General features: G+C 37.3%; 16 protein-coding genes. 10 read left to right on the plus strand and 6 right to left on the minus strand.

All coding sequences use genetic code 11. From position 1 onward, the window contains the following. Nucleotides 1-99 precede the first annotated feature (99 nt). A complete protein-coding gene (locus tag EL101_RS02735) occupies nt 100-609 on the plus strand; it encodes an SRPBCC family protein (protein ID WP_179299324.1) in 510 nt (169 codons plus the stop codon). Nucleotides 610-730: 121 nt separating this feature from the next. Here EL101_RS02735 and EL101_RS02740 read toward each other — a convergent pair whose 3' ends face one another. Further along, nucleotides 731-1,258: a hypothetical protein gene (locus tag EL101_RS02740; RefSeq protein ID WP_096597214.1), complete on the minus strand. Its 528-nt coding sequence runs from the start codon at nt 1,256-1,258 to the stop codon at nt 731-733. Between the two features lie 190 nt (nt 1,259-1,448). Between EL101_RS02740 and EL101_RS02745 the strand changes: the two genes are divergently transcribed. From EL101_RS02745 to EL101_RS02765, 5 genes are all read left to right on the plus strand, one after another. After that, entirely contained in the window at nt 1,449-2,369 is a 921-nt protein-coding gene (locus EL101_RS02745) for a bile acid:sodium symporter family protein (protein WP_019167154.1), read from the plus strand. 179 nt (nt 2,370-2,548) lie between these two features. Further along, nucleotides 2,549-2,827 (plus strand): hypothetical protein, encoded by a 279-nt coding sequence (locus EL101_RS02750; RefSeq protein WP_096542600.1) that lies wholly within the window; start codon nt 2,549-2,551, stop codon nt 2,825-2,827. Between the two features lie 79 nt (nt 2,828-2,906). Then, the gene (locus EL101_RS02755; protein WP_096597216.1) at nt 2,907-3,737 is read left to right on the plus strand and encodes a VOC family protein; all 831 of its coding nucleotides are present in this window, start codon (nt 2,907-2,909) and stop codon (nt 3,735-3,737) included. Between the two features lie 61 nt (nt 3,738-3,798). Further along, nucleotides 3,799-4,443 carry an HAD family hydrolase gene (locus EL101_RS02760; protein WP_096597218.1) on the plus strand — a complete coding sequence of 215 codons (645 nt, stop codon included), beginning with the start codon at nt 3,799-3,801 and terminating at the stop codon, nt 4,441-4,443. Beyond that, nucleotides 4,440-4,631, plus strand: coding sequence for a hypothetical protein (locus EL101_RS02765; protein ID WP_019167158.1), 192 nt, complete (start codon nt 4,440-4,442; stop codon nt 4,629-4,631). Before EL101_RS02760 ends, EL101_RS02765 begins: the two co-directional genes overlap by 4 nt. A gap of 212 nt (nt 4,632-4,843) precedes the next feature. On the opposite strand, the gene EL101_RS02770 is transcribed toward EL101_RS02765, so the two are convergent. The 3 genes from EL101_RS02770 to EL101_RS02780 all read right to left on the minus strand — a co-directional run bounded on the left by EL101_RS02770 (nt 4,844) and on the right by EL101_RS02780 (nt 6,298). Then, nucleotides 4,844-5,026, minus strand: a complete 183-nt coding sequence (locus tag EL101_RS02770) for a hypothetical protein (protein WP_014613143.1) — start codon at nt 5,024-5,026, stop codon at nt 4,844-4,846. Nucleotides 5,027-5,032: 6 nt separating this feature from the next. Continuing rightward, a complete protein-coding gene (locus EL101_RS02775; protein ID WP_096597220.1) occupies nt 5,033-5,368 on the minus strand; it encodes a hypothetical protein in 336 nt (111 codons plus the stop codon). A gap of 87 nt (nt 5,369-5,455) precedes the next feature. After that, the gene (locus EL101_RS02780; protein WP_096597222.1) at nt 5,456-6,298 is read right to left on the minus strand and encodes a formate/nitrite transporter family protein; all 843 of its coding nucleotides are present in this window, start codon (nt 6,296-6,298) and stop codon (nt 5,456-5,458) included. Nucleotides 6,299-6,667: 369 nt separating this feature from the next. Here EL101_RS02780 and EL101_RS02785 point away from each other — a divergent pair, with 369 nt between their 5' ends. Continuing rightward, a complete protein-coding gene (locus tag EL101_RS02785; protein ID WP_096597224.1) occupies nt 6,668-8,056 on the plus strand; it encodes an amino acid permease in 1,389 nt (462 codons plus the stop codon). Nucleotides 8,057-8,251: 195 nt separating this feature from the next. On the opposite strand, the gene EL101_RS02790 is transcribed toward EL101_RS02785, so the two are convergent. Further along, nucleotides 8,252-8,605, minus strand: coding sequence for a hypothetical protein (locus EL101_RS02790; RefSeq protein ID WP_096597226.1), 354 nt, complete (start codon nt 8,603-8,605; stop codon nt 8,252-8,254). 144 nt (nt 8,606-8,749) lie between these two features. Here EL101_RS02790 and EL101_RS02795 point away from each other — a divergent pair, with 144 nt between their 5' ends. Beyond that, complete coding sequence (locus EL101_RS02795; RefSeq protein WP_096597228.1) at nt 8,750-9,481, plus strand: CPBP family intramembrane glutamic endopeptidase; 732 nt, start codon at nt 8,750-8,752, stop codon at nt 9,479-9,481. A gap of 54 nt (nt 9,482-9,535) precedes the next feature. Here the strand turns inward: EL101_RS02795 and EL101_RS02800 are convergent, their stop codons facing one another. Next, nucleotides 9,536-10,237, minus strand: a complete 702-nt coding sequence (locus EL101_RS02800) for a helix-turn-helix transcriptional regulator (RefSeq protein ID WP_096555471.1) — start codon at nt 10,235-10,237, stop codon at nt 9,536-9,538. A gap of 453 nt (nt 10,238-10,690) precedes the next feature. On the opposite strand from EL101_RS02800, the gene EL101_RS02805 reads away from it, so the two are divergent. Then, nucleotides 10,691-11,485, plus strand: coding sequence for an inositol monophosphatase family protein (locus tag EL101_RS02805; RefSeq protein ID WP_096597230.1), 795 nt, complete (start codon nt 10,691-10,693; stop codon nt 11,483-11,485). Between the two features lie 127 nt (nt 11,486-11,612). After that, a complete protein-coding gene (locus EL101_RS02810) occupies nt 11,613-12,566 on the plus strand; it encodes an LCP family glycopolymer transferase (protein WP_096597232.1) in 954 nt (317 codons plus the stop codon). Nucleotides 12,567-12,636: the final 70 nt, after the last annotated feature.

Here is a 12,636-nt window from a genome sequence, read left to right on the forward strand (position 1 = left end):
GAGAGTGAATCACAATCATAAAAATACACCCTTTATTTTAGTTCTTGATGGATTTAAGTTACAATAGAAGTCAACCGAAATGAACGAAAAGTAAGGAGAATGGAAGTGAAGCATATGCAAAACGAATGGGTAGAAATAGAGCTTGTCCGTCTGATGAAAACGACACCTTCGAATGCGTATCATGCGTGGTTAGACCCGGATCAATTAATACATTGGTTTATGACTTCACGCCGAACGAACCTAGTTATCGAAAATGATCCTGTTGAAGGGGGTCATTACCAAATTGTCGATTTACGTAAAGGGAGACGTATTGAAGTTATTGGCACGTACAAAACATTAAAAGAAGACGAGCAAATTGTGAAAACGATTCAGATGCCGGAATTGAGTGAACATGTGGATGAGATTGAAGTCTATTTTGAAGAACGCTCACCGGGGATGACTGAGATGACGTTTCATTATAGAGGTATGGTCCCTAAAGAACGCCGATTGACCAATCTTGAATATAAACAACAAAAGAAAGCTTATCACGACCATACAGCACACGGTTTTGAATTGATGTTTGATGTGTTACAACGTGAATTAGAAGCAGAAGTTGAATGGGATGAATAAGAATAGATGAAGAATAAACGGTACAGGCAAATGCGCTGTGCCGTTTTTTACTGCATTATATGAAACAGTGGGATGACATCGACGCCATCGCCATGCCACTGAAAGAGAGATGTTGCATAGCCTATGAAATACGTATTTTATGGAAACTTCGTGCAGCGGTGTTCGCATGATATATATCAATATTGCGCGTTGCTAAAGTGCCAACTAGCGCACTCATCACTTCTGCAGTTGTCGTCACCTTCAAAATGTCTTTAGCAAAACTGTAAATGACACGTTCACTGTGGAAACCATTTAAAATATCAATCACTTTATCTTTAATAAACGGGTCGTCTAAGCCATCAATCATCATTTCAAAGCGATGTTCCTCGTGGGGTCGTTGATGTAATGGTTTGATAGCATCAAGTAATTGGAAAGGCACGATTTGGTAAATACGGTAATGATGGAAGCTCATAAAACTAATCAAATAGGGCAAAGCTTGTTTCGGTAAATGAATTTTGAGTAAGTAATTTTGCTGATGTTTCAACCATTCCATTTGAATTGTGGCATGGAGGTTCATCCCATTTAATAACTTTAATAATTTTCGTCTGGCAAAGCGGCTTGTCATGTGATCTATATTTAAAATAAATGTCTCTATTTTATCGATTATCATTCTAATTCCCCATTTTAAATATTGTTGCATTCATTGTATCACGAGTCATTTGTATTTTCAGTAAGACTATAGATGTAAAGTGAACATGATGATTTTTTACTTAAACTAAATATTTCTACAAAAAGTATTGTATGCTATATTTACTTGTGATAATATTCTGATTATTAATTGCATTGGGGGAGTGAATGCCATGTTACAACGATTAGGTCAATTTGCATCTAAAACATTTTTATTATGGATGTTATTGGCGAGTATTTCAGGATTTTTAATTCCGGATATTTTCAAAGGATTCGGAACGTTTGTACCGTATTTATTAGGTATTGTTATGTTAGGGATGGGGTTAACAGTTACAGTTGATGACTTTAAATTAATATTGAAGGAACCGAAAGCTGTCTTAATTGGGGTCATTTTACAATATACGATTATGCCGCTTTCTGCATATGCGGTCGTGAAGCTATTTCAATTACCAGCTGATATTGCCATTGGTGTACTGTTAGTAGGATGTTGTCCAGGAGGTACGTCGAGCAATGTCATTAGCTATTTGGCAAAAGGGAATGTGCCATTATCTGTCACGATTACAACAATTTCAACCGTACTTGCGTCGTTCATGACACCATTTTTAATGTTTGTATTAGCACAAGAATGGATGGACGTTTCGTTTATCGCCATGTTTATTTCAGTCGTTAAAGTCGTACTCGTACCTTTAGTGTTAGGTATTTTGATTCAAAGATTTCTTAAACCTGTGGCACATGTGGGTGAAGACATCTTGCCACTTATTTCAGTTATTGCGATTTCAGTGATTTTAGGTGCGGTTGTAGCAGGCAGTCGTGAACTCATTATTCAAACAGGATTGCTCATCTTTTTAGTCGTAGTGATACATAATGCGATTGGTTATTTATTAGGTTTTTGGTTTTCGCATTTGTTCAAATTAAATTATACAGACCAAAAAACAGTTTCGATTGAAGTCGGCATGCAAAACTCTGGCTTAGCTGCATCATTAGCGACAGTTCATTTTAATCCTTTAGCTGCAGTACCCGGCGCAATATTTAGTGTAGTTCATTTAGTGACAGGACCGATATTAGCGAAATACTGGGCAGCAAAATCAAAATAGTTTTTTAGAAAGAATAGGCGTATCGTGTCGTTAAAGGCGATAAGATAGGGTCTATTCTTTTTTCTTTTTATGATTCGCTATTGTAGGATTGCTAGCGGTTTTACTTTTTTATTAGGTTGTGCGAAAATAATGTTTAAATATATATAATAATGAAGCCTTAAAAAGGGTGTGATGTAAAAATGATGATTAAAGTGCTACAAAATTACTTTATCACGGTCTCCATATTGTTTATGATGCTCGTGCTGTCAGTCGGCTTTTTGATGAATTTTCCGAATGGCTTGACGCTATTACTTTCGTTGACTGCGATATTGACTATGATCAACTTTAGCATTGAAACTTGGCTCTTGCGCACAACATTATCAGAACGAAAAGTACGTTTTATTCAAACGCTCGTCTTTCCATTATCTATCATCATTATTGGTGTTGTCTGTTTCATACTTCTGCCAACTGTATCCTAATCATATCTATTGCAATCTCTAGGTATAAAAAATATACTTTAATTGAATCATATTTGAATAACACTTGGAGGGATGTATCGTGAACATTACAGGACATCATCATATCTCAATGTACACTAAAGATTTGGATCAAAACAAAGCATTTTATACGGAAACATTAGGGTTACACTTAACGAAAGAAACGGTGAACCAAGATGATCATGGGATGGTACACATCTTTTACGGTGACCAACAAAATTCACCAGGCACATTGCTGACATTTTTTGAAATTCCAAATGCGGGTGCAATGCGTAAAGGAACAAACATGATTGCGAGAATTGGGCTACTCGTACCAAATGAAGCGGCACTTGATTTCTTTGAAGCACGCTTACAAGGAAAAGCGACAAATATTTCAAGAGGCACTTACATGGAACAACCTGCACTGTATTTTGACGATCCAGATACATTGTCATATGTCATGATGGTGAATGGTGATGCAGTAATTCCAAATGGATGGCAAAATCCAGTCGATAATGACATTCCTGCAGAGTATCAAATTTTAGGGTTGGGACCGATTGAAATTCACGTTGCAGATGCACAGAAAACGTTAGATTATTTACGCGACACATTAGATTTTAAAGATAAAGCACAATTGGGTGAGCAGTCCGTCGTTGCGATTGATGCTCAAGGTTATTATTCAGACCTCGTAGTCATCGAAAAAAACGGATCTAACGTTCGACCAGGGCGCGGTTATGTTCATCATCACGCACTTGCAACAGAAAATGATGACACATTAAACCAACTCGTTTCACTACACGATGATTTAGCGGTCAAACATTCAGGTGTCATTGATCGTATTTGGTTTAAATCGCTGTACTATCGTCAAAACAAAATTATGTATGAATTTGCAACGTTAGCACCAGGATTTTAAACCACATTGATTTTAACAATGAATGAAAGAACCGGAACCCAGGATTTAGGAGGAAGCAAGCATGTATCGCGCAGTCATTTTTGATTTTGATGGTACGATTATCGATACCGAACAACATTTATATGAAACAGTGAATCGTTATTTGAATGAGGCAGGTCATGACAATATGAGCGCAGACTTTTATCGTTCGAATATTGGCGGACGTGCGCTAGGGATTCACCAACATTTACTCACCCATTTAGGAGAAACGTTAACAGATCAAGTCTATCAAGAACATTATGAGACGGCCGGACAACTGCCTTTAAGACCTGGTGTGTTAGCACTGATGCAACAACTGCATCAACGTCATATTCCGATAGGGATTGCTTCAAGTAGTACAAGACACCACATTGAGTCATTAGTCCAGAAGTTAGGTATCGAAAAGTATATTTCAGTGATTAAAGGTCGAGAAGATGTAGAAACAGTAAAACCTGCTCCTGATTTATATTTAGCTGCGGTACAAGCATTGAATTATAGTCCGGCGCATTGTTTAGCGATTGAGGATTCAGTGAATGGTGCGACAGGCGCGATACGTGCAGGACTTGACGTTATCGTGAACCCAAATCAATTCACGGCTCAGAGCGATTTTTCAGAATTGGACTTGCTTGCTAAAGATGTCGATTTGAGCCAAGTCGTCGCGCAATATTTTGATGGAGTACACCAATGAGTTTAGAAATGATTTTATTTTTCATCGTGGCGCCTTTGATTATTTTAGTGGGTAATTTAGTATTAGCGCCACGTTTTCAAAAGCATATTCCGATGCGCGTGCATGTGTTATCCGCTGTAACAGGACTCATCGTTTACGCAGTGCTTGCTTCAATCATTTATTATTTTTTCTTACAAGGTAAAATTTAATGTCAAACGTAGGTACCATGCTCATTTGAGTGGATGGTATCTGCGTTTTTCTTTTGGAATATGGACTGTGTTATTTGTTGCAAATGAGATGTGACAATGTGGAAAGCGTGATAACAAGGGAGGCATTTATCTGTCTGGAATAACAAAGAGAAAGTTCATGACACCACAAGTTCAGTTCAACAATGATTCTGTTGTGATGTCATGAGGAGGGTCTAGGTTAATAATAAGATGGCAGCAATAATTAACACTAATAGCATGGCGTCTACACCGACCATTAATTTATAACGTGTGTTCTCAGTGCCTTCTTTTGAGGTTTTATATAACATATAGGCATTAGGAAGAAAACTAATTAAAAGAATTACGATGACAATGATACCAATCGTCTGTGTTGACATATTTCATCACTCCTTAAAAAAACGTTGTCGTATTGCACCGACGATTAAGCCAATTGCAACCCCGATTGCAAGACCTACTAAAGCATGCGCTAGCCATTGCCCTACGAGTATACCTAAGATGATGCCAATAAGTAGGGGAGGGCCATAAATGCGTTTTCGTGTGTCGTGACTTAAAAGCGTGAAGACGACGAAGTATAATATCGCAAAGACAATGGCAACGAGTATTGAACGTAGCAATAACTCGGTTGTCGTATAGGTGGATTGTGTTTGATTTAGGAAGAAAAAGAGTAGACCTAAAATAATTGAGATGAGGACACCTCTAACGATACGTGTGCGATCCATAATATGCTCCTTAGTCTTTGAATTGTCCCTATTATAACATAGACCGCAATCAATGATGACGTGTACTCATCTATCACAAATGATGCATTAGTTCTTCTTGTTTTCCTTTTTAATCGCTTTGAATTGACCGTGATCATTCAGATAAGCATAAAATAGGCCGATGATTAGGCCACCGCCGATATAGTTGCCAAGTAAAGCGCCGATAATGTTTTTAGTCATATGTAGCATATTGAAAGCGTCTGTTTGATAAATGGCACTGGCAATAAACAAACAAGCATTATAAACAACGTGTTCATAGCCCATAAACGCGAAAATCGTTACACCGAACATCATGACAAATATTTTGGCCAACACATCATCAATCTGCATGGCAATGACTAATGCAATGTTAATAAAGAAATTGGCGAAAATGGCACGGACTAAAATGTTTTGAAAACTATAATCATGAATTTTGACCTGAACGGTATGATCGAGCATTTGTAGCATATCCGGTGTCATGACGTTGGAAAACCGAAGTAAACTAAACAAAATGACAGCACCCATCATATTTCCAACAAAACATAACGTGAATATTTTAAGTACCCGTGTTGGACGAATCAAGTGATAATACAATCCCACCGTAAAATACATGAAATTACTCGTCAGAAGCTCAGAGTTGGTGAACAAAATTAACACGAGGGCAAAACTAAAAGTAAATGCACCCGCCATATTCACGAGACCAGGCGCTACGTCAGGCGCAAATGTTGTTTTAACTGCTAATACAAAAACGGTAATGATGCTAATAATAAATCCAGCCATCATCGCTCTTAATAAATAACGTCTTAGATAAAAGCTCTGAAGTACATCTTTCTTTTGAATTGTCTCAATAATATTTGAAACCCACTGGCGACCATAAAAAATTGTATCCCATTTAATATTAGTATCCTTCATAAATTAGATTCCTTTCTTAAATAATAAACCTAGTATAAGCAATTCGGATGATAATGTGAATATAATCACAATACATTAATGTGACAATATTTCGACGGTCGACGATGCAAGCGCTATCATATCGAAGCGTGATTTTTAATAGGATAACGATACTGTTGTATAGGATGACCGATATATCAAGGGTTAAAGCTGTAACGGATATATATACGCATCAAGGCTGTTTGGCGTTGAAAATAAGAATTTAAATGAATGGGTTAACATTTTTAATTTTTTCTTCAAATTCTGATAGTTTATAGTATAATAGCGACATGCACGGTTCAACATCAATTTTATATGAGTAGGGGTTACAAAAGGAGATGGAACGTTGTCATGGAAGATAATCAATTACACAGAGGATTAAGTTCTCGACAGATTCAAATGATCGCACTCGGTGGTACTATCGGTGTCGGTTTATTCATGGGGGCATCTAGTACGATTGCGTGGACAGGTCCCTCTGTCATTTTTGCATATTTAGTTGCAGGTTTGTTTTTATTTTTAATCATGCGCGCAATGGGAGAAATGGTCTATCTTGATCCATCAACTGGTTCATTTGCAAACTATGCGACAGACTATATCCACCCTGTTGCTGGTTACGTGACTGCATGGGCCAACATTTTTCAATGGATTGTTGTAGGGATGTCAGAAGTCATCGCAGTTGGCGCATATATGAAGTTTTGGTTTCCAGAGTTACCAACATGGATTCCAGGTCTGATTGTCATTGTTCTGTTAACTGCAGCCAATGCGGTGTCTGTAAAAGCGTTTGGCGAATTTGAATTTTGGTTTGCGATGATTAAAATCGTGACAATTATTTTGATGATTATTGCTGGTTTCGGTTTGATTTTCTTCGGTATAGGGAACGGAGGCAATCCAATCGGTCTTAGCAATCTTACAGCACATGGTGGTTTCATGCCGAATGGTTGGTTAGGCTTTTTCTTTGCTTTATCTATTGTTATCGGTTCATATCAAGGGGTTGAGTTGATCGGTATTACAGCAGGTGAAACAAAGGATCCTCAAAAAAATATTAAAAAAGCTGTAAACGGCGTCATTTGGCGTATTTTAATCTTTTATATCGGTGCCATCTTTGTCATTGTAACGGTTTATCCTTGGAATGAATTGCACGACATTGGTAGCCCATTTGTTGCAACATTCGCAAAAATCGGAATTACGATTGCAGCAGGTTTAATTAACTTCGTTGTGATTACAGCAGCGATGTCAGGCTGTAACTCGGGTATTTTCAGTTCAAGTCGTATGATTTTTACTTTAGCACAACATCGTCAATTACCAGCGATATTTACAAAAGTTATGAGAAACGGTGTGCCATTTTACACAGTTTTAGCTGTATCCATTGGTATTTTAATTGGTGTCATTTTAAATGTTGTATTACCACAGTTTATCGATGGCTCTGAAAATATTTTCGTTTATGTGTATAGTGCATCTATTTTACCTGGGATGATTCCATGGTTTATGATTTTATTTAGCCATATTCAATTTAGAAAGAAATTTCCAGAAAAATTAGAAAACCATCCTTTCAAAATGCCACTTGCACCAGTGACAAACTATCTGTCTATCGCATTTTTATTAACGGTGTTAGTCGCAATGTTAATTAATCATGAAACACGTGTATCTGTGATTATTGGTTTCTTATTCTTAGGTTTTATGGCTGTATTTTTCTTCTTACGCGGCTATCATAAACGTGACAAAGAAGAATTTAAATTATAAAAGTAACAGGCATCGTGTTGTATTTTGGGAAAGAGATGCATAACGATATCATAATGATCGAGCTTATATTCGCATAGTTGAGATGAATCCGTGCTTCAATATGCGTGTCTATTTTTAATTGTAAAGCGTGTTTAAAGTGGGATGGCGCATGTCATTCCGCTTTTTAAATTTGCTAAAAATCGCGCAAACAGTGTTTTAACGTGTGACCGTACACATTTGGAAATAAGCACGTGTTTGTATAATCTGTTGGATATAACTTTGATTCAATTTACTTTGACTGCCGAATTCAATAGGGACTAATGGATTGTGATACAAGTTGTAAAGGCAAAAATAATAAAGGTCGTAAGGATAGGGACGGTTTGCATCCGTATGAACGGGTTGAGGTGATTGTTGATAATGCGATTGAACTTTCGCTTTCAAAGTCGTCAGTATGTCTTGTGCGTGTTCGGGATCACGAGTGTAGGTTAAATCATAAGTCGTAGTTAAGTCTAACAGTTCATTCAAAACCTTAAGTGCCTGCATCAAATTGGGCGTTTCATAACCGTTCATCACTAGCGTCCTTTCATGAAATAATATATAGTATAACAAGAATCATTCACGCGTGTAAGGGTTGTATGAAACTGTAAAAAAAGTCACGGGTCTGTGATATGTATACAACCGTTCGTACATTTTTAAAGGAAAGAGAGTATTCAAATGTCAAAATATAAATGGAAAGATATTGCTTGGCGAGACTTATTATTAGTTCCTATTGTGCTCGTTGCAACGTTCGTCTTTAGCATACTTGCAGCTATCATTAGTTTTGTGTTTTTTAATGTGAGTGAAGCGGCGTTGTTGTCTGACTCAAATGCGCTTGTCGCACAAGTCATCGCTACAGTCGTTGCTTACTTGATTGTCATCCTCAGTTTTTACTTGTTACATTATCAAACGATGGGGCAACGTTTTATGAAGGGGCTTCAAGGGATACGCCAATACATATTTTGGATCGTAGGCGCGTACCTCGTTGCACAAGCCGCTTCAACACTTTATGGTTATTTACAACAGTTTTTGCCCGCACACTTTCAATATGATACGACGCAAAACGAGATGCTGATTGACCAACTTTTCGCTATTCCGTGGTTTACACCAATCAATTTCATGATGATTGTCATATTAGCCCCGGTCGTTGAAGAAATTTTCTTCCGTCATATTTTAATTGGAGAATTAGGTAAGAAGTTAAACTTTAAAGTCATGGCCGTCATATCAGCCTTGCTATTTGCGGGGGTACACGTACTTCAAGCGACATCCCCATTTGAAATAATCGATTACTTAATTTTAGCCGTGCCACTTGTGTTCTTATATATGAAAAGTGGCCGTAACTTAGGTGTGTCGATCGCCTTTCACATGTTAAATAATTTTATTTCGTTCGTGGTCACAATCATGCAATAGTGACAACGCGCATAGAAAAAAACCAATGTTACGCTTTTAGGCATAACATTGGTTTTATTGATGTTTTGAATCTTTTAAATAGGTTTCGTAGTTCTCAAGTGTAATATCGTTCGTTTGTATTGATTTTTGGAAAGAATATGATATGTCTTCAATCGTAGAGATATCAACATATTGTGTATAATCGCCGCCAATATGATAAACAATCGCTTGCCAACCGTCGTGACGTGCAATCAGGCCAATAAAAATGACATTTTCGAAGCGTTGTTCGCCCTTTGCATCGCTTTTATAGTCAATACCCATCACTTTGCGCTCTTGGCAATAAATTAAAATGTCACTGAATTGAACGGGCAAGCGTGGATGCTGACGTGTTTCGTATAAAACGTATTGATCCAGTTGGCGTAATGTACGTCGAATATGTGTATACGGTTGTTTTAATATTTTTTGAATGAGATGATTCGTTGCAGCTTCATAAGGCAATGTTGACTGTGCTTGACTTTCTTTTAATATCAAATAGAGCGCTTGTAATTCTGTTTGTGTCAAGTTCAATTGATAGTAATGTTGATTCGCTTGAAGTTGGTAGCCACCATACATCCCGGCATGTGCGACGATTTGAACGCCTTTTCCTTCTAATTCTTGCATGTCGCGTAAAATAGTTCGTTTAGAAACGTTGAGAGCTTGCGCTAATTCAAGAGCAGTCATCGGTTTGTCTTGTTGAATCAAGGCCAACAGCTTCTTTTGCCGTGCTTCTTTATTCATACGAACCCCTCCCAAACATGTTTAACAATATTATAGCATATCGATTAAATAATTATAGTGAAAGACTTTTTCCATCTCAATTGCACGATAAAGTGAAAAATGTAAATAAAAAGTGTACAAAAAGTTTTAGAAAACGCTTACATTTATAGCGGAAATATGTTATAGTGTAGTTAGCTACTAGGGGGATGGTACAAGAAATGTTCAAATAAAGGGGTATCTATCAACATTGATAGTAATGTTTGAATGATGAATTGTACTAATTCTAGTTTAACATCTTCAATATTTATTACTTACTTTCCTTTCTATGCCGGTTGGTTCACGCCAGCCGGTTTTTTTCGTGCATCAATTAGATATTGTACGCCATGATGATTTTAATGCATATCTTTTAAAGAACGCCCAAAAACTTTTGTTCTTCTGTATAATGGAACTAACATAGATAAAGAGGTGATACATATGTTATCTGAATCAGAGCGTCATAAAATAGATCAACATGTCCAACAATGGATTCAGCAGATGACACAAGAAATCCCTAATCTGATTCATCAAATTCAAACCGACACGAAATCCAGTCGTTATGATCTTGTGACGAATGTTGATCGAACGATTGAAACAAGATTTGAACAATTTTTAAAAACGTATTATCCACACCACCACTTATATGGAGAAGAAGCGCATCATGACACGCATCATTTAAAAGAGGGCCATACGTGGTTGATTGATCCGATAGATGGGACCGCAAATTTAGTCAAACAACAAGATGACTTTTGCATGATTATTGGCTATTTTGTTGAAGGGGAGCCACAACTTTCCTATATCTATGATTATCCAAGACAAAAACTGTATCGTGCTGTGAAAGGAAGCGGGGCATTTTTGAATGACAAGCTGTTGCCATTCGTCACATCCCAGCCTTTGAAAGATCAGATTATTTCATTTAACAATCGTGTATTGAATGATGAAACGATGCATGACTTATTAGATGCATCATTTGGTTATCGTTTAATTGGTGCTTGTGGACTTGATTCAGCACGCGTGATTACAGGGCAGTTCGGTGCACATATTCATACGAATGCGAAACCTTGGGACATCGCGGCTCAATTTTTATTTGCACAAGAACTTGGTTTAAAGATGACGGATTTCCATCAACAGCCTATCGATTTTGTTCGTGGTGGTCCATTTATTATCAGTAATCCAGGGTGTTACGAAACAATTTTAGACATATTGTTATCTAATGGAGGCTATCAAAAGTAGAGTTGCGTCTAAAGACCGATTTCGTTCGACAAACTTTACTGTAAAATAACACTTAATATGTGACGGGATCATATTTTCATGTATCTCCATAAAGCTTGATCAATACATTCGGAAAGAAGTGACTTTGTTGGAGTATAAAAGAACGCAAAAACGTAAAAACCTAGTATTAAGATTTTTATTATGGTTCGTAGGTATTTTATTCATTTTAGCCATTATCGCTATTGCTTATCTCGCATTTAAAATTTTTGCAGTCGGGGGCGCCATTCATAATCCTTTAGATAGAAATCATTCAGAATTGAGATCAGGTAAGGTGGATTTGAGTAAGGGCGAACCTTTTTCTATTGCTTTATTTGGAATAGATTCAGATTCCCAACGTGAAAGTGCAGGTGGCGGTGAACGAAGCGATACAATTATGATTTTATCAGTAAATCCAGAAAAGAAAACGACAGAAATGATCAGTATTCCTCGTGATACACAAGCAGAAATCGTTGGACGTGATACGACAGAAAAAATTAACCATGCTTATGCCTATGGTGGTCCAGATATGGCAGTGAAGTCTATTGAAAAATTAATGGGTGTGCCAATTGATCATTATGCAACAGTTAATATGGATGGTTTGAAAGAAACAATCGATACGGTCGGCGGCATTGATGTGACAAGTAATGCGACATTTAATGCAGGGGGACATCAATTCACAAAAGGTCAACGTACGCATCTTGATGGTGATACCGCCATGTCATTTATTCGAAGCCGTAAAGAAGAAGGTGCAGGTGGAGACTTTGGTAGACAAGAAAGACAACAACTTGTGCTTCAAGGTTTAGCTGATAAGTTAACAGGTATTTCATCACTCACGAATTTTAATGCCTTAATGGACCAATTGAGTGACAACGTAAAGACAGATCTAACGATTGGTGAACTGAACCAAATTCGTAGCAACTACAGTGATGCCAATGACAACGTTAATCGACATCAATTAGACGGTTCTGGTGGGATTCAAAGTGATGGCCTTTATTACTTCATTCCAGATGAAACACAAAAACAATCACTAGTACAGCGGTATAAGCAAAATTTAAACTTATAAATGTATTGTTGATTTGAAAGCAGCCCCTTCAACCGTAACCAAGACAATTGAATCACCGAGTTGAGTTCGA

Origin of the sequence: Staphylococcus delphini (genome assembly GCF_900636325.1) — a bacterium.
In the GTDB taxonomy this organism is placed as follows: Bacteria; Bacillota; Bacilli; order Staphylococcales; family Staphylococcaceae; genus Staphylococcus; species Staphylococcus delphini.